This window comes from Clostridium sp. LS (assembly GCF_002760435.1).
Classification (GTDB): Bacteria; Bacillota; Clostridia; order Clostridiales; family Clostridiaceae; genus Clostridium.
Genome location: NZ_AUUU01000111.1, coordinates 1 through 17,530, shown reverse-complemented (window position 1 = coordinate 17,530; position 17,530 = coordinate 1). Strand labels below are relative to the sequence as shown.

The window sequence follows — 17,530 nt, the reverse complement described above, 5'->3', positions numbered from 1 at the left end:
CATTCTCCTTTATTCTACCGAAACCTGATATCCAGCTTTTATATTTTTCATGCCTTCGCTTACAAGATTATCTCCAGACTTTAACCCATCAACACATACTTCATTTTCATTAGTTTGTCCGAGTGTTATATTTTTTCTTATAGCATGTCCATCTTCAACAACATAAACATAATCTTCTCCATCATTTAAAATACTGCTTATAGGAATCCATATTCCAGCCTTTTCTCCATTATTAATATTAACCTTTACTGATTGACCAATATAAAACTTACTATTATCTATTGGGCTTAAAAGTTTAATTTCTGCACTAAAGGTACCTGACTGCTTATCAGACATCTGAACAATATTTGTAATCTCTCCTTCAGAAGTTTCATCATCTATTTTAATTTGTGCTTTTGTTCCTATTTGGACTTTCTTTACATCCTCATCAGATAATCCAACAGTAACAACCTGATTTTCACTTCTAATTAATATAACTGGATAACCTGCCGCTTGCATTTCTCCTTCTTTACAAAGAACATCTACCACATATCCATCTTCATCTGCTGTAAGTGAGGCATCCTTATCCAAGTCAACTTTTGAATCATAATTAGCCTTTGCAGTATTTAATTGAGCTAATGCTGCTTGCTTATCCTCTTCCCTTGTTCCATTTTGAAGTTGAGTCAAAGTTTCTTTTGCTGCATTTAACGCACTTTCACTACCATCTAATTTATTTTTTATATCATTGATTTGTTGCTGGGTTACAGCCTTCATTTGATATAGAGTTACATTCTTATCATACAAATCCTTGCAATAATCATAGTTATCTTGAGCATTTTTTACAGCTATTTGTGCTTTATTTATATCCTCTACTGTCGCACCATTTACTGCTTTATTATATTGTGCAGTGGCTGCATCCATTTGAGCCTTTGCCCCTTCCATTGCAAAATTCAAATCAGTTTTATCTAAATCAACAAGGTTGTCTCCTTTTTTCACATGCTGTCCTTTCGATACGTATATTTTTGATATTTTAGCCGAACTTTTAAATGAAAGTTTTCTCACTTCACTTCCTCCTGTTATTCCTTCATATTCTAATGAAACAGGATAACTTTCATTATTGAGTTCTATAGCTTTTACTGGATATATTTTTACATCTGCTTTTGAATCTGATTTACTACATCCACTTAATACAATAAAATTAAAAAACGCTAAACAAACAGCTAATATCTTCTTATTCATATACCCTCCCCATTTTCAAAACATCATATGTAGAATAAAATAATTATCTTTTTTCTATAATTTTCACTCAATAAAAAATTACTTGTTACTTAGTATCCATGGTTTTTCTATACTTTCTCTCAGATTATTATGAGTATTAACAAGTTTTATTAATGAAGTATCTAAATCATTACTAGCCACAACTTGCTTGTCATAATCATTTTGCAGCATTAACCCCATGTCTACTTGTGCTTTAGCAAATGTAAGCTTTGTATTTGTTGAATTAACTTGTTCTTTCAATCTCTCAATCTTATTTTCTAAATCAAGAAGGGTTGAATAATTTACTTTTAAGACATTTTTAAGACTCTTCTTAGTATCCTCTAATTTAACTTTAGATTCATTGTAATTATATCTTCCATCTAAATAAGATCCATAAGAATTGAGTTTCTCATAATAGCTTAATAGCTCCTGTTCATAGTTAATTAAACTTAAAGCATATGTTCCAGAATCAAAAACAGTATTACCATCAGCATCTGTTATAACACATTTTGATTTATCTGGTTCTGCAGGAGGCTCTTCATCCATAACATCCTTTATGCCATCCTCTTTAAAATCCTTCAAATAATCTTTAGTCAAATCTAGTATTTTATCATCATACTTAAAATACATATCAAGTTTGTTATCAATATAATCATCAATAGAGCCATCTATTTTATATTTTGTATAATTCATTTCGTATTCCAATTCATATGTATTTTTCAAATCTAGATCTGTCAATACTTTAAAATAATCTTTACTATCATTTAATAAATTTTCTTTTGCTGTAATATCATCTTGTAGGGATTTAAATTCAATCTGTGCATCATTAACTTGGTTATCTGTAGCCATTCCTAAAGATAGTTTTCCCTTTAGATAATCCAATTCATTTTTCTTTAATTCTAAATTTCTTTTAGATTTACCTATATCAATTTGTTTTAAATAAATGTCATTAAATTTATTTGTAATATCACTTGCAATTTGGTCTTTTAAAAATTTTTTTGATTGCTCTGTTTGTTTTTCCTGAAGTTGAAGTTTATCGTATGGATAATCGTATACCTTTTGATTTATAGCTTCATAAAAATCATTGCTTTTTTCTTGAAAATTCATTTTATCTTGATAGTATTTTATTTCTTTTGATTTTAATGCTAATTTGTCACTATTATTAATTGCTGCTTCTATTGCTTTGTCTAAAGTAAGAAGCGTTTTCCCTGCAGTAGCTTCTCCACTTTGAAGGTTAGAAGAATTCTCATTGTCATAAGAAAAGTCTAATTCTGATGCATTTGAACTTCCAGTATTATCAGATGCAAATGCTGGTACAATACTACTATTTATTACACTTAATATAATTCCAATTGCAATTACATTTTTCATATTTTTTCTCATTTAATATTCACCTCTTTTATTAAATCAATATTAATCTTTACATATAATCTACATATGTATATTATCTTTACAACTGTATATTTATAATTTATACTTTAAGCATGAACATATCAAGAAACAATAAATTTGATTTATATAGTTAATCTACAACATTAACATATGTGTAGATTATTTCTTTAGGAGGAATTTATGACCAACGAAATAGTTGATGGGACGCTCGATTTGAGAATAAGAAGAACACACAAATTGCTATTTGATTCGTTAACTTCTTTGCTTACAGAAAAAGCTTTTGAGGATATACGTGTTTCCAATATATGCGATAAAGCAATGGTTCATAGAACTACTTTCTATAAACATTTTGAAGATAAGTATCAATTGCTTGATTTTTTACTAGGCCAGATTATGATAGATTTTAAAGAAAAAAGCTTAAATTCTGCTTATGATGTAAATTCAAGAGAGTATTATGTAAATTTAATTAGACTTCTTTTTGAACATATGCATGAAAATAAAAAATTATATTCTATAGGGTTACTGAATAATGGCTCAACAACAAAGCTATTAAAGAGAACAGTAATTGAATGTATAAAGTCAAGCTTAGAAGGTAATATAGCAAATGGAGTTAAGCTTGCCATTCCAGTACCAATTATTTCAGAATTTTATTCTGCTGCAATAGTAAACTTAGCCAAGTGGTGGCTTGAAAACAATATGCCTGTTTCTATTAATGATATGGTTAACTATGGTGATATAATGATTAGTTATTTATCCATAGATGAGTAGCTTAAAAACATTTATAAGAATCAATTACTTTTAAAGCAGCAAAAAAAGAAGTGATATTCTTAAAAAAATTTCACTTCTTATTTTTTACACATAATTTTTTTTGAATAACCAAAGCATTTACCGATAACTTTGATCACCTTTTTTAACTGCTTTAAATGTACAAACTAATTTACAATTCCCGCAATGCAAACACTTTCCTTATAGATTATATTTCCTTGGTGGGTTACCAGAAAAATCTGCAATAACTGCTTTTGCATTTGCTAAATAGAATACTTCAAAAATTGGATTTGAAGCTTCTTTATATGTTCCTTTTACAATAGGACTTAGCATACATCCTTCTTTAACTGCCATATTATTTTCAAATACAGCCTTTCCGCTTAGTCTAATCCATGCATATTCAGGACTAGAAACAGATATCTCTATTTCTGGATTTACTTTCATATCTTTGTATACATCTTTAGTATTGTTTGTACAAAACCATAACTTCCCTTCCTGTTCTGAAAAAAACATAAACGGGCGGCATTTAGCTTTTCCATCGCGGCCTACTGTCGCTAAATATTGAACTGGGTTAGCTTGTAAAAATTCAACTACTTCTCTCATTTTTGATCTCCTTTATTCCTAAAACATTTTCTATAATTATTTAAAACTTATATTCTAAGTTCATTACTTCACGAAGTGGCCACTTCCTATGTTTTCATTATAATTAACTAAATTAATCCTGTGAAGTAAGCACTTTAAAGTGGTATAGTTTCCTATAGGATACTAATAAAAAATAGAGTTATCGAAAGTATTTTCATAAATACTAATTCACTAATATTAATATTGATTTTCTTTAATGCTAACTTTATAATTATTTCAATAGTATTTAATATAAAGTAAGCATTCAAAAGTATACCATTTAGAAAGGAGTGCGTTTAGATGGTTAAAGAAGTGCCTGCTTGTCCTGTAGAAATGACTTTGCAGCTTATAGGAAATAGGTGGAAGGTCTTAATAATGAGAGATTTACTTATAGGAACGAAGCGCTTTGGAGAACTAAAGAAATCTGTCGGTTCAATAACCCAAAAGGTTCTTACTCAAAATTTGAGAGAGATGGAAGAGTCAGGTTTACTTATTCGTAAAGTTTATGCTGAAGTCCCTCCGAGAGTTGAATATACTTTAACTGAAGTTGGATATAGTTTAAAACCTGTCCTTGACTCTATGAATAAATGGGGAAATTCCTATAAAAAAAATCTTTCCTTATAAAGAAATACAAAGGTTTCATAAATTTTTATCACTAAAACTAAAGAGATTTATGATAAGTGAAAGAACGGACAAATAAAGTCCGTTCTTTTCTAAGTTATTTTAATAATGTTATATCCTTAAACTATGCTATAATCTGTTTATAATGGTAAAATAAAGTCAAGGAGTGAATAAATGAATATAAGGAAAATTAAAAAAGAAGATATTAATAAAGTTATAGATATTTTAAATAGAAATTATGATGAAGTAATGATAAAAACTCATTCAAAAGACGTTCTTGAAAAATTTAAGCAGCATAATACTTTAAGTGATTGGGAAATTCAAATGACTTGGAAGGAAATCTTTGTAGCAGAGAATGAAGGAGAAATAATTGCTACTGGTGCTCTAGCCGACTTTGGAGATAACTGTTCTCCTAAGTATTGTATATCGAACTTCTTTGTACATCCTCAAAATCATGGTAAAGGCGTAGGCAAACTGCTCTTTTCATATATATTAGAAACTTCAAGAGATAAAAAATTGAGTTTATTACATGTACCAAGCAGTAGAAATGGATTTGAATTTTACAAAAGAATGGGATTTGTTGAAGATGAGGTTCAAAATGATGAAGCTGACGAAATTACATGGATGACTCTCAAAATAGCTAAATGATATTATTATAAAAATATTGTTTTGTATCTGCTACAACAAGAAAGGAATGATCAATTTATATGACAAAATCCAAAAAATTTAAAGCGGAAGCTTTTGATATTATGCAATACTTTTATGGTTCTGTGCACGAACCATTGATTCATTGTCTTATTGATTTTTCATGTCATATAGATAAAGCTGCTCTTATAAAAGCTGTAACTTTATCCTTAAAAACAAATCCTTTAATTAGCTGCTGCTTCAATATAGCAGCAAGAAGACCTTATTGGGAAGAAAAAAATTTCACAGGAGAAGACATTGTTCGTGTTGTTATAGCAGATTCAAATGAAGAAGAACAAAAAACAAAATTATTAGCATCTACAATTGATATAACTAAGGAACCTCAGTTAAAGATTTACCTCTTTCAGAAACAAGATACTGATACATTATGTATTATAATAAATCATATGTTGTGTGACGGAGCAGGTTTTAAGGAGTATTTATATACGCTTAGTAATCTTTACAATGAGTGTAAAAGTGGTAATAAAAACTTACTTAATGCAAAATCACTTCCAAGGAATTCTTATCAAATTCTAAATAATTTCAAATTCACAGAAAAATTAAATGTTTTCTTCTCAAAATATAACCTTTCTAAACAAGAAAATGAGTTAAAATATTCACTTCAAGGTGATAAGAATAATCCTCTTTTCGTTGCTCTCGATATTACAAAAGATGAATTTGCTCATATAAAGGCTTATGCTAAGAATAAAGATGTAACTGTAAATGACTTAATAATTACGGCTTATATGAAGGTTTTACATAAGAGGACAGGTGAAGAAAGAATTATAATTCCTTGCCCAGTTGACTTGAGAAAATATTTATATCCTAATCAAGAACACGGTATCTGTAACCTTACCAGTAATTTTATCTGTGATGTTATAATTATGAAAAATGATTCATTTGAAGACATCCTAATACAAGTTTCTAAGCAGATAAAAGAGCAGAAATCAAATGATAATTGTTTAAAACCTGTTATAATATTAGAACTAGTTTTTAATTTATTGCCATTTGCAATATTACATAAGGTATTCAATAAATTTTTTACTATTCCAGTAACGTCTTTTACTAATCTTGGAGTAATAGATAAAAAACAGCTTAGGTTTAATGATGCAGAGATTACTCATACTTACATTACAGGCGCTGTGAAATATGTTCCTTATTTTCAAATAGCAGTATCAACTTATGATAATACGTGTACATTAAGTTGTAACCTATATGGTACACCTGAAGATAAAATATGCATTGAGCAATTTTTAATGGATATGAAGAATGAACTTCTATGCCATAAATAATGTTTATTCTTTAATTATATGCGAATACTAAGATAAGCACTGAGAAATACTAAGGTAAATTAATTTTTAAGAATTAGGAGAACCTATTATGCTAATTTATGCTATTGTATCCATTACCTCTGCATTCATCTTCTACACAATTGGTGTATGGAGTGAAAAAATGCAAGGCAAGCTCAAAATTTGGCACTTAATTATATTTTATTTAGGATTAATATTTGATACTTTAGGAACAACAATTATGAGTAAAATTGCTGCGGGTGGTTTCCAATTGAATTTTCATGGTATAACTGGGCTACTAGCAATATTTTTGATGCTTTTTCATGCCCTTTGGGCCACAATTGTTTTAATAAAAAATAATGAAAATGCTAAAATTAAATTTCACAAATTTAGCATTTCAGTATGGATTATTTGGTTAATACCTTTTATATCAGGCGCAATTTTAGGAATGGCAAAAAGTTAACCTCATAGTATAAATACTTTTATTTATTATATTATTATTTAAGAAATAATACTTGCTTCTATTGGTGTAAATTGAGCTAAATCGTAAATACCTAGTATATTTTCAATTTGAGCTACTTCATTGACTATATTTGTAAATCCATCCTTACCAAATTTTTGTTCTTCTATTTCCTCAAATAGGTCTCCTAATTTATCAAATTCTTCTCGGCTTATTAGTTCATGAAAGATTGGAAAAACAACTGTGTCTTCACGAGCAGAATGGGGCTCGTACATGTTTATATATGTTATTAATGATTGTATTAAGTATATACTATTTTGAAAATAAAATGTTTTTTCTATTGATGAAAGATGTAGTATATTTTCAGTTATTCTGCTAGCTGCATCATGTTGAATACGAAGCGTATTTATAAGTTCAATATGCCTATTATTTTGTAAAAATCTTGGAAATACATATTGTTCCTCTAATTTTTGATGATACCCTTCGATAAATTTATGAGTTATACACGCAGTTCTATTAATAATATAATAAATGTTTAACTGATTATTTATTTTTTGACCTCTTAAGTATTTTATTGCATCATTATAAATCAATAATACACGATGTAAAATTCCATGTTCTCGCATTAAATCTTCTGTAGGAGAAATCTCTATTTCTTTATCATTATTTTGCCTTGTATCGGTTATCATTAATAATCACACCTTTATCATACTAATTTTAGCTCTCTCTAGATTGTAAATTATTATTTTAATGTATGTATTTAAATTTTTAGTTGTGAAGAAATATAAAATTTTTATTTATATAAATTTTAGGACGTTTAATCCCTAACTTAAATTTATTTAAGATTTCAATATAAATAATAAAGCTGAAATTTTCTAAGTTTAAGAAAATTTCAGCTTTCTATTTTTTGTAATTCTTAAAATTATAAATGCATTCTAAACCCAAATGTTTACTATAAATATTTCTATAAACAAATTTCCAATATCCCACGACTACATAAATTGTAGCTATAGTATTAGACTGCTCACCTATAAATTATATATGGAATCATCTAATATTATCTCATTTTTTCGTTCTTAATTATGTAATCTAATAACATCTCGCAGCCTTCATATATTTCATTGTATGTTGTATCAAAATCTCCGCTATACCATGGATCAGCAATGTCCTTTGGATTATTAGTAAAATCTAAAAGCTTGTACACTTTCTTTTCACGATCTTCTTTTATAATCTTAAATATATTATTTATATTCTTTTGATCCATAGCCACTAAATAATTATATTCACTATAATCTTCTTTTCTTAATTGTACTGAACGCTTTCCTTCACAAGTTATATTATGTTCCATAAGCTTTCTTCTTGCAGGTGGATAAACAGAATTTCCAATCTCCTCCATAGACGTAGCACACGAAGCAATATAAAATTTATCTGATAATTTTTTCTCTTCTACCATATTTTTAAATATAAATTCTGCCATAGGAGATCTGCATATATTTCCATGGCATACAAACATTACTTTTACCATAAAAAACTCCTTCTATAATTTAACTTTAATTACCAATTTCACTTATCATCATTCGAGCATTTGAGACATACTCAGACTTTGGATAGTTATCCTTCACTTTATTAAAATATGTAATGGCGTTGGCCTTATCATTTGTCTCTTTATAACACATGCCTATTTGAAAAGTAATCCATGGCATTATATCTAAGTTAGGATCTATCTCTGAAGTTATTATTAATTTGGGAAGCGCCTCAGTATAATTCTGTTGCTTATACAATTTATTTCCTTCATTATATATCTTCCATAATGGATTTGGATTTAAACTCTGCCAAAGCTCATTAAATCTTATTTGGGTCTGATTATCAAAATTCCTGCCTTTCATGTTTATTAAAATGCCAGCAGCTTTCTCATACCTTTCGTCATTTAAGAGTTTTTCAGCATCATCTAACATATGAACAGTATCTTTATTATAATTATCCGCCTCTAATTTAGCATCTGTTATATTCTTTTGAGTGTTTTCTTGTTTTTCATTTGATATAGTTTTTTCTTCTACCAAAGACTCATTTTCATCTGATTTTTTATTTGCTTCCACCTTAGAATTAGATATATTGTCAGCTTGCACTTTGTCTTCGGCCCATTTACTGCTTGTCTTAAATTTTGTTATAACTCCTTGAATAGTTTCTGGATAAAAATAGTTCATGCCTACCCCAATAATAACAATAATGACAATTAATAAACTTATGGCACTCTTTTTTATTAGATTTTTAGCTGTACCAGCTTGCACTTTTTCAGTATTAGACATATGTTCAACTGTTTCTAAAATCATTACATCATTAGATATAGATTTTTTAACTGATAAGCTTTCCATATATTCATTTATTAATTCATCATACATTTCATATTTATAAAGACTTTTAAAAGTTTTTTCAGCTTTTTTATAATCATTTATATTTACATAAAATAATCCCAAAAATTTAATAGCTTCTGTAAAATCTTTATTATAGGATAAAGCTTTTTTTAAATCATCTATTACTAAGTCGAAGTTGCCTTTCTTCATTTCTCCTATCGCTGTGTTATATAAAATAATAGATTTCTTAATATTATCATCAATTCTATATTTATTTAACTCTATTTCTTTTATATTAATTGGATGAACCTTCTTTATTTCTGAATCAAAATCAACCAAATATCTCCCCCCTAAAAACTTTATGTTCCCAAAAAATCAGACATCCTGTATACACGTATTCTAACAAATTATGCTATTAAATTCAATTAAAAGTGCTATTGGTAAAATCTTGTCTATCTATTATATGCCCATCAACTAATTTTCCTGCAGTTTCCCTAGCATTTATTATAATGCGTATTTTCTCAAATAAAAATGCCGCCAGATACTATTTATAACAGCATCCAACGGTATGATTAGAGACTCCTCTTTGCCCCATATTTTATTAATATATTTTCAATATACTTATTCTTGCATAATTCTAGTGGTGTGTGTCCTACATTATTCTTCGAATTTATATCCACTCCGTGAGATATAAATATTTTTAAATACTCCTCAAAATCCTCATTATCACCGCAAAGTATATAATCATCATGTAAAACAGTATTATTATACTTGTCAGTATGTTTTATATCTGCACCATAACTAAGAAGAAGATTCAAAAGCTCAACTGAGAAACTAAAGTTACAATTAAATATAGGAGTTTTACCTGTTATATTTTCGGTATTTACCTTAGATCCTCTTTCTAATAACAATTTAATAACATCCATTCTAGGTCTTATTCTTGCACAAAGTCTATGTAACGGTATTTCTTTATAAGAACTTTGATTGCTATTTATATCAGCACCATTATTAATTAACAGTTCTATTACTTCAAAATAATTATTTCCACAATTATCTATCGCAAAATGAAGCAGACTTTTATCATCGTATTTTTCATTAACATTACCACCATTTTCTATAAAATTTTCAATTTCATCCAACTTCCCCTTTTCTATTGATCTTGAAATAGATTTTGGTTTTGAACCAAACAAAATTTCATGGATCTTCATGATAATTACCTCCAATAAGTTAGTCTAAATTTATTTATTCTAAATTTAGCTAGTTGTTCCTTAAATCTTATATTTCCTTCCTATTAATTCTTCTATACATTTTACCATTCATTCCAATAATCTTTCAATATTAAGTATTTCTTTGGCGTATATCTTTTGCTATTATATTAAATAAATTAAAAAGATCAGTTACCTAGAAAACTGTAACTAATCTTCCTTAAATTCTGATTATCATCGCTTTATTTATTAATAACTCTATTTTGTATTTATGATTCTTTCATTTTCTATTCTTTTCCAACTATTCCTTCTGTTTTTCCATGGCCTTTATCTTTATTATTGGGAAAACCAATTTCTGCTCCAACATCAGATTTTACTGTATTTGAACTAGTTCTTTTTTTAGATAGAGAATTCTTGTGCACTCCACTATTATTTAATGTCATTTGAATATACCTCCCTTAATTATAATTTTCTTTGTAATAATATATTAACCACTATCATAAATTATAATCGCTATAAGTGTTAGTAAAAAAAGCAAAATAAATATAATCGAGTACTACAAATTTAGTTTTTATCACATCGCTATCTAATTATATCCAAATCCAAGAATAGTAAAATACTTATCCTGGCTGTCAGCAGCCATCTTTATTTCTATCTTATGTTCTCTGCTGCTTTCCTCTTGATATAAAATAGCTGCATTACAGTGAGTCCATCCTACTTCACGTGGATTTGCAGTAAGAACATATTTTCCGTCTACATAAACCTCTGCCTTACCAAAATCCATTCTTCCTGAATCCTTAAAAACTAACAAAAGATTGCGACTGTTAACAATCAAACAAAAGCTTTCATTTCCGGATTCAGGCGTATGCATCCAATTATATGGAAATTGTGGTGTTCCAAAGGGATTAACATCCATTTCTACAAACTGAAGGTCTTTATCTGTTTCCTTAAAACTTCCTTGCTCGATTACTGCTCCACATGCATTGTCCTTCTTATCAATGAGATGTATATCTACAAACGAGTTTCCAATAACTGGAACTTTATCAAGTACTATATCTTCTTCATCATAAGAATTTTTTAATGTCTGTACAAATAAATAAGTGAGGCAGTCTGCCATTATTACATGTCCATCATTAGAAGGATGGAAAATATCGTAAAAATACTGTCTTTTAGTTATTATGTTTCCTTCCTCTTTCGTAAGTCTGAATTGTTCAACCAAAGCATCAGATAAACTTACCATTGGCAGATCATAAAGCTTTCCTACCGGTAAAAGTCTTTCCTGAAGATTAAAGTCATTAGCAAATACACTAAACAATAAAACTACTGCAGGCTTATTCTCAGCAGAAAGTATATTTAGAACCAAGCTTTCGAAACAAATGCCTTTAGTCTCGTCTCCCTCATCATTTACTGCAAATTCAATAATAACTATATCTGGTTTCACTTTTCCATCTTTGAGAACATCTCTGTCATACCGTATCATACCTAATTCAGAAGGTGTTCCCCCTACTCCTGCCTTTACAAAATAAACATTGTTCCCCCCATCATTTCCAAACATTTCTTTAAATTTTACATATGATCTGTAAGCATAACACTCTGTGTGAATAGGTTTTGCTCCTGCCCCCTGAGTGATGGAACCTCCGATATAAGCAATAGTGATATCTTCTCCTTTTCTTGCTCTATCTATTGCAGTTTTAAGCCTTCTGTTATTACCTATATTCAACAGCGACTTTGAAATCATAGAATTATATTGAGCACTTCCAAATTCCACTGGTGGATCAACAGAAATTTCCGGCACTTCATATCCATCCTGTAGATAAATCTTCACTGTTGCCTTTGCTGTTAATCCTGGTTTTTCAAATTCAAAAGCCATCTTTCCAACAACATCGTCATCCTCTAACCACACATAATCTTCAAGCTTAAGTATTACCTCAGAGCCATCCTTTGTGCAAGGTATCTTAATTTGTGTTCCACCTCCATATCTATCTATTTTTCCGTAGTTGTGAAATACAAAATCAATATCTCCCACATCATAAGATGCTGTTACAGTCACTCCAATACTGTGAACAATTTTATGAACACCTTCCCAGCTTTTTAGAAATTCAAGGATATTTTCATCCTCAACACCTCCTACAAATTGAGCGTTAGTTGCTAAACGTCCTTCATCTAAATAAATATCTTGGGAAGGCTTTGCTTCCAATCGCGCAGTAGCTTCTAAAATTTTATCTATCATAATATAAAAGCCGCTGCGTTTTTCTTGTGGATCTTTAGGGGCTTTAGGCCCTGATTGCGTATTATTTTTCATATTGATTATTCCTCTCTTATATATTTTCTATAATCTATGGTTTTATCAACAGGTTTAACTAGTGATTTATCTTGCCACTTTCCCTGACTATAGCGTATGACACTTGCTATAGCCGTAATAGTCCATGTTAATCCACTTGTGATCCATACACTCCAAACTCCTAAAAAAGGAATCATAGCGAGACTAATAGAAAATCCAACTCTTCCGGCTACTTCAACAAAACCGTTAATCATTGCATAAAATGCATCTCCAGTACCATTTAACACGCCTCTTGTAACATAAATCATTCCAAGAGGGAAATATGCACAGCTAGTAATCTTTATTGCCTTGTCCCCAAGATTTATTACAGCCTCATCTTTAACAAACACTTCCATAATTGCCTGTCCACCAAATTGAGCCGCTAAAAGTGCTAAAAAACTAAAGCCAGCTACAATTAGAATACTTTTATGATATCCTTTTTTTACTCTATCCAATTTATTAGCACCAACATTCTGCCCTGCAAAGGTAGACATAGCTGCACCTATAGAATTAAATGGCTGTTGTATTAGTTGTTCTACTCTACTGGTAGCAGTATAGGCTGCAACGGCTGTCTCTCCAAATCCATTTACGACACTCTGGAGTGCTACTAAAGATACTGCAATCAACGAGTTTTGTGCTGCAACAGGCACACCTATTCTTATGCATTTAGTAATAATTGAGTTACTTACTTTCCAATGTTCCCTCTTTAATTTGAAATATGGATTCTTGAGTAATGCAAAAACTAGACAGCCCACTGCAGCACATGCCTGTGAAATAACTGTAGCAAAAGCCGTTCCTGATACACCCAAGACAAGTTTTAAAACAAAAATCAAATCTAATATGACATTAATTGCACAAGAAACAATTAAAAAAATTAAAGGTGTACTTGAATCTCCTAAAGCTCTAAGTATAGCAGCTATAACATTATACGCTGCCACAGCTATCATTCCTCCAGATGCTATTCTTAAAAATGCTACAGAATCATCTAAAATTTCAGGAGGTGTATTCAAAAGTTGCAAAACCTGGCGCGCAAAAACCGCACCTATTATACTCATAATTATCCCTGACACTCCAATTACATAGGTTGAATTAGCAATAGCTCTTTTTACTTGTGCTTCTTTCTTAGCACCAAAATATTGTGAAATAATAATGCCAATTCCAACCGATAATCCTAAACATACTGAGAAAAAAAGAAAGCTTAAGGAACCACAGGCACCTACTGCTGCTAAAGCATTAGCACCAACATACTTTCCTACAACAATAGAATCAATTAAGTTATAAAACTGTTGGAATACGTTACCAATAAGCATCGGCCAAGTAAATTTTATAATATGAGAAACTTCATTCCCTTCTGTCATATCATGTACATATTTCTGTGACATATTTTAATACTCTCCCTCTTTTGTTAATTCACATTCATAATTATTATATTACATGAATTTAATAAATTTAGCTGGCAATATATTAACCCAGTGTAGACATATATTGCAGTACGTGTTATATTTTTTATATTCTATTGTCCTCAAAAATTTATTACATCTTTTTAAAGAACCTAAGTAGACTAATATTTTAATCATACTATGTAATAATTTACTGGGAATTCTATGCTAACAAACATTTCAATAAATTGGAGGCGCTCTTTATGTATCCTTTTTTCGAAGCAAGCAAATCAGGGGAACAAGACTTTTTTCGCTCAGGTATTTTGGCAAATTTCAGCTTTCCTCCACATTTACATCCATATGTGGAAATAGCTTATGTTATTGAAGGCTCTATAGAAGTTACAATAAATGATGTGTCATACTGTCTGAAGGTTGGCGAGGCAGCTGTAATCTTTCCTAATGATGTACATAGCTTTAACAGTGAAGAATTTTCGAAAATTTTGCTGTTTATTTTTTCACCTGACATAGCGGGAAGTTTCTTTGGTATACGAATGGATAAGACATTGAAAAATCCATTTATCCCTAAATCCACCATTGATGAGGGAATAAGTACTCTTTTATTTATGCTGTATGATGAATTCAAAAATAATAATAACAAATATGTTATTAAAGGACTTCTATATACAATACTTGGAAAGCTCGATGGCTATTTTATATTAAAAGAAAGCAGCAAATTTTATAACAGTAAAATGCAAAATCTACTGAAATATATAGAGGCACACTATCTGGACAATATTTCTTTAGATATCATTGCTAAAGATTTAGGTTTCAGTAAATTCTATATTTCAAGAATTTTTTCTAATAAAATCGGCTACCAGTTTAATGATTATGTAAATAGACTACGGATAAATAAAGCCCAGAAGCTGCTTATGGAAACAGATCTTCCAATCACAGTTATAGCTTTGGAATGTGGATTTGAAAGTCAAAGAAATTTTAATAGGATTTTTAAAGACCTTACCTCTATTACTCCTACAAAGTTCAGAATCGAAAGTTCTAAGCACTAATTCTTATTTATAATTTATAACAAAATTATAGTCAAGACTTTCTTAATCATAAAAAAGCCTCGACTAACATTTCTGATTATTATTTTATTAATGTATTAAATTCTACTATTTACAGAATGAACTTAAAATAATATTCCTTAATTTTCTAGTAAGGGGACTTGTACCACAATCGGTTTTTTGCGTCATAAACAAAAAGGTTAACTCTTCCCTTGGACAATTACAGAAATAACAACCAAGCCAGCCAGCCCATCCATATTCTCCTGGACTGCCTAAATCCCCTGCTCTGCTGCAATCTGTCATTACTCGCATTAAATTTCCATAGCTATGACCGCATAAGGTAAGCCAATTATCAAAATTATTCTGTTGCGCAGCACTTAATGATCCTGACGTTAGATAATTAACTGTGTGAGGACGTAAAATCTGAACTTCATCTAAATTTCCTTTATTCATAAGCACGGAAGCAAATCTTGCATAATCGTCTATGGTAGAAACAAGACCAGCTCCTCCAGATTCAAATGCTGGCTCCCTGTCCATCTTATTAATTATTCCCAAATTGTTTCCAGTATAGAGTTTTAATTCATCATTATTATCTTCATAAGCTTTTACAAGGCGATTTCGTTTTTCTTCCGGTAACCAAAATCCAGTATTTTTCATACCTAATGGTTCAAATATCTCCTCTTTTAGAAATTCACCAAACCTTTTACCACTAACTATTTCAACAACAGCTCCAAGTACATCTGCTGATGTTCCATACTCCCAGGAAGTACCAGGCTGAAATGCTAATGTACATCTTCCTAATTATTCATAGCTTCTATTGTGTTCATTGGTGAATCACCAAGCAGCCTATAATCAATTTCTTTAAATAAAGCTTCTGTATCCTTCCCTACTCTGTGATTTCCGCCATATACTAAACCTGACGTCATTGAAAGTAAATCTTTAATAATTATTTCCCTTTCAACTGGAACCAAACTATCACCTTTTTGCACCATTTGTTCTTTAAATCCTGGAAGGAACTTACTTACTGGCTCATATAAATCGATTTCCCCTCGTTCCAGAAGTATCATCACAACAGCTGCAGTAATAGGCTTACTCATTGAGTATAATCTTTTAAAGTTCTTAAGGAAATGCTATTATCTTTTATTAATGAATATTTTAGATAACCGAATCAACTATTCCTACATCAATCTTCTTGCTATCAATGGCATTCAATAATTCAGGTGTTTTTTGAAAAATTGCTACATTTATTGGATCTATTTATGAAGGCATATTCAGATAATATAACTTAAAAAATTGAGTCAAAAAATAATGTTAAAGAATATTATACTCAGGGTTAATAAAAAATTACTAGGGAGTATTTAATGAAGAAGTCAATAATAAGTTGCATTATTTGTAGTTTAATTGCCTTTACTCTTATAAGTTGCAGCGGTCTTACTATCAGTTTTAATTCAGATGATAAATCAGCCGCAAAAGAAACTAAACAAGATCAGAATACTGAAAGTAAATCAGATGATGTTTCGGATAAAACAACTGAAAGCGAAAGCAAAAAAGCTGGAAGTTTTGATGATAAATCTGATAGTAACGCTAAGACAAATGCAGATGAAAATAAGCAAAGTCAACTTCCTGATGATAAATCTAATGTAACTATTAATATAAATGGTGATACAAAACCTGAAAAAAAAGATGTTATAATTATACGAGATCCAATTCCAACAAATACTGCTCATGAAAGTTTTATTTTTTGTAATAGTGACTCATCTTATCTAACTAAAAGCCAAATTTCATGTTTAAGTAACATCGAATTAGGTATTGCTAGAAATGAAATTTATGCTAGACATGGTTATATATTTAGCTTAGAACAATTTAGAACGTATTTTTATGCTCAAAGCTGGTATAAACCAATTACTAAAAATGTCTCTCTAAATAATATAGAGACTTATAATGTAGAACTTATAAAAGCAGAAGAAGATAGAAGAGGAATCAAATGGAACTAACTAGAAAATTAATGTAAATTCCAATAACCTTCTTATCTAGAATATATTATTATTTTAAATATACATTATAAAGAGAAAAACTTCTTTATTTTAAAATAAAATGTACCCTTTGTCAAAGACAGTTTAAAAAAAGTCTAAGCAAAGTTAAGAAG

Annotated in this window: 18 protein-coding genes and 1 pseudogene; 7 read left to right on the top strand and 12 right to left on the bottom strand. The window is 29.7% G+C overall.

Annotation, left to right across the window (positions count from 1 at the left end; genetic code table 11):
• Positions 1-9 precede the first annotated feature (9 nt).
• On the bottom strand, positions 10-1,218 hold the full coding sequence (locus COL3_RS21595) for an efflux RND transporter periplasmic adaptor subunit (RefSeq protein WP_008421252.1): 1,209 nt from the start codon (positions 1,216-1,218) through the stop codon (positions 10-12).
• Positions 1,219-1,296: 78 nt separating this feature from the next.
• Entirely contained in the window at positions 1,297-2,619 is a 1,323-nt protein-coding gene (locus tag COL3_RS21590; RefSeq protein ID WP_008421255.1) for a hypothetical protein, read from the bottom strand.
• A gap of 189 nt (positions 2,620-2,808) precedes the next feature.
• Here COL3_RS21590 and COL3_RS21585 point away from each other — a divergent pair, with 189 nt between their 5' ends.
• A complete protein-coding gene (locus COL3_RS21585) occupies positions 2,809-3,396 on the top strand; it encodes a TetR/AcrR family transcriptional regulator (protein ID WP_008421258.1) in 588 nt (195 codons plus the stop codon).
• A gap of 198 nt (positions 3,397-3,594) precedes the next feature.
• On the opposite strand, the gene COL3_RS21580 is transcribed toward COL3_RS21585, so the two are convergent.
• On the bottom strand, positions 3,595-3,996 hold the full coding sequence (locus tag COL3_RS21580) for a pyridoxamine 5'-phosphate oxidase family protein (RefSeq protein ID WP_008421260.1): 402 nt from the start codon (positions 3,994-3,996) through the stop codon (positions 3,595-3,597).
• Between the two features lie 318 nt (positions 3,997-4,314).
• On the opposite strand from COL3_RS21580, the gene COL3_RS21575 reads away from it, so the two are divergent.
• From COL3_RS21575 to COL3_RS21560, 4 genes are all read left to right on the top strand, one after another.
• Positions 4,315-4,638, top strand: a complete 324-nt coding sequence (locus COL3_RS21575) for a helix-turn-helix domain-containing protein (protein ID WP_008421263.1) — start codon at positions 4,315-4,317, stop codon at positions 4,636-4,638.
• Between the two features lie 171 nt (positions 4,639-4,809).
• On the top strand, positions 4,810-5,283 hold the full coding sequence (locus COL3_RS21570; RefSeq protein WP_008421266.1) for a GNAT family N-acetyltransferase: 474 nt from the start codon (positions 4,810-4,812) through the stop codon (positions 5,281-5,283).
• A 59-nt stretch (positions 5,284-5,342) separates the two neighbouring features.
• On the top strand, positions 5,343-6,611 hold the full coding sequence (locus tag COL3_RS21565) for a condensation domain-containing protein (protein WP_008421268.1): 1,269 nt from the start codon (positions 5,343-5,345) through the stop codon (positions 6,609-6,611).
• Between the two features lie 88 nt (positions 6,612-6,699).
• On the top strand, positions 6,700-7,071 hold the full coding sequence (locus COL3_RS21560) for an HsmA family protein (protein ID WP_008421270.1): 372 nt from the start codon (positions 6,700-6,702) through the stop codon (positions 7,069-7,071).
• A 38-nt stretch (positions 7,072-7,109) separates the two neighbouring features.
• Here the strand turns inward: COL3_RS21560 and COL3_RS21555 are convergent, their stop codons facing one another.
• From COL3_RS21555 to COL3_RS21530, 7 genes are all read right to left on the bottom strand, one after another.
• Complete coding sequence (locus COL3_RS21555; protein ID WP_008421271.1) at positions 7,110-7,757, bottom strand: hypothetical protein; 648 nt, start codon at positions 7,755-7,757, stop codon at positions 7,110-7,112.
• 368 nt (positions 7,758-8,125) lie between these two features.
• Positions 8,126-8,593 carry a low molecular weight protein-tyrosine-phosphatase gene (locus tag COL3_RS21550; protein ID WP_008421273.1) on the bottom strand — a complete coding sequence of 156 codons (468 nt, stop codon included), beginning with the start codon at positions 8,591-8,593 and terminating at the stop codon, positions 8,126-8,128.
• Positions 8,594-8,618: 25 nt separating this feature from the next.
• On the bottom strand, positions 8,619-9,758 hold the full coding sequence (locus COL3_RS21545; protein ID WP_008421275.1) for a tetratricopeptide repeat protein: 1,140 nt from the start codon (positions 9,756-9,758) through the stop codon (positions 8,619-8,621).
• 233 nt (positions 9,759-9,991) lie between these two features.
• Complete coding sequence (locus COL3_RS21540) at positions 9,992-10,627, bottom strand: ankyrin repeat domain-containing protein (RefSeq protein WP_008421277.1); 636 nt, start codon at positions 10,625-10,627, stop codon at positions 9,992-9,994.
• Positions 10,628-10,911: 284 nt separating this feature from the next.
• A complete protein-coding gene (locus COL3_RS28940) occupies positions 10,912-11,067 on the bottom strand; it encodes a hypothetical protein (RefSeq protein WP_008421279.1) in 156 nt (51 codons plus the stop codon).
• A gap of 143 nt (positions 11,068-11,210) precedes the next feature.
• Complete coding sequence (locus COL3_RS21535) at positions 11,211-12,926, bottom strand: SGNH/GDSL hydrolase family protein (protein WP_008421281.1); 1,716 nt, start codon at positions 12,924-12,926, stop codon at positions 11,211-11,213.
• Between the two features lie 5 nt (positions 12,927-12,931).
• Complete coding sequence (locus tag COL3_RS21530) at positions 12,932-14,326, bottom strand: MATE family efflux transporter (protein ID WP_008421283.1); 1,395 nt, start codon at positions 14,324-14,326, stop codon at positions 12,932-12,934.
• A 260-nt stretch (positions 14,327-14,586) separates the two neighbouring features.
• On the opposite strand from COL3_RS21530, the gene COL3_RS21525 reads away from it, so the two are divergent.
• Positions 14,587-15,387, top strand: coding sequence for an AraC family transcriptional regulator (locus COL3_RS21525; RefSeq protein WP_008421287.1), 801 nt, complete (start codon positions 14,587-14,589; stop codon positions 15,385-15,387).
• Between the two features lie 105 nt (positions 15,388-15,492).
• Here COL3_RS21525 and COL3_RS29645 read toward each other — a convergent pair.
• Both COL3_RS29645 and COL3_RS29640 read right to left on the bottom strand, forming a co-directional pair.
• Positions 15,493-16,119: pseudogene (locus COL3_RS29645) on the bottom strand (serine hydrolase domain-containing protein); the annotation flags it as partial.
• A 62-nt stretch (positions 16,120-16,181) separates the two neighbouring features.
• Positions 16,182-16,481: a serine hydrolase gene (locus tag COL3_RS29640; protein WP_008421292.1), complete on the bottom strand. Its 300-nt coding sequence runs from the start codon at positions 16,479-16,481 to the stop codon at positions 16,182-16,184.
• Between the two features lie 264 nt (positions 16,482-16,745).
• Between COL3_RS29640 and COL3_RS21515 the strand changes: the two genes are divergently transcribed.
• Entirely contained in the window at positions 16,746-17,378 is a 633-nt protein-coding gene (locus tag COL3_RS21515) for a YARHG domain-containing protein (RefSeq protein WP_008421294.1), read from the top strand.
• The last annotated feature ends 152 nt before the right edge of the window (positions 17,379-17,530 follow it).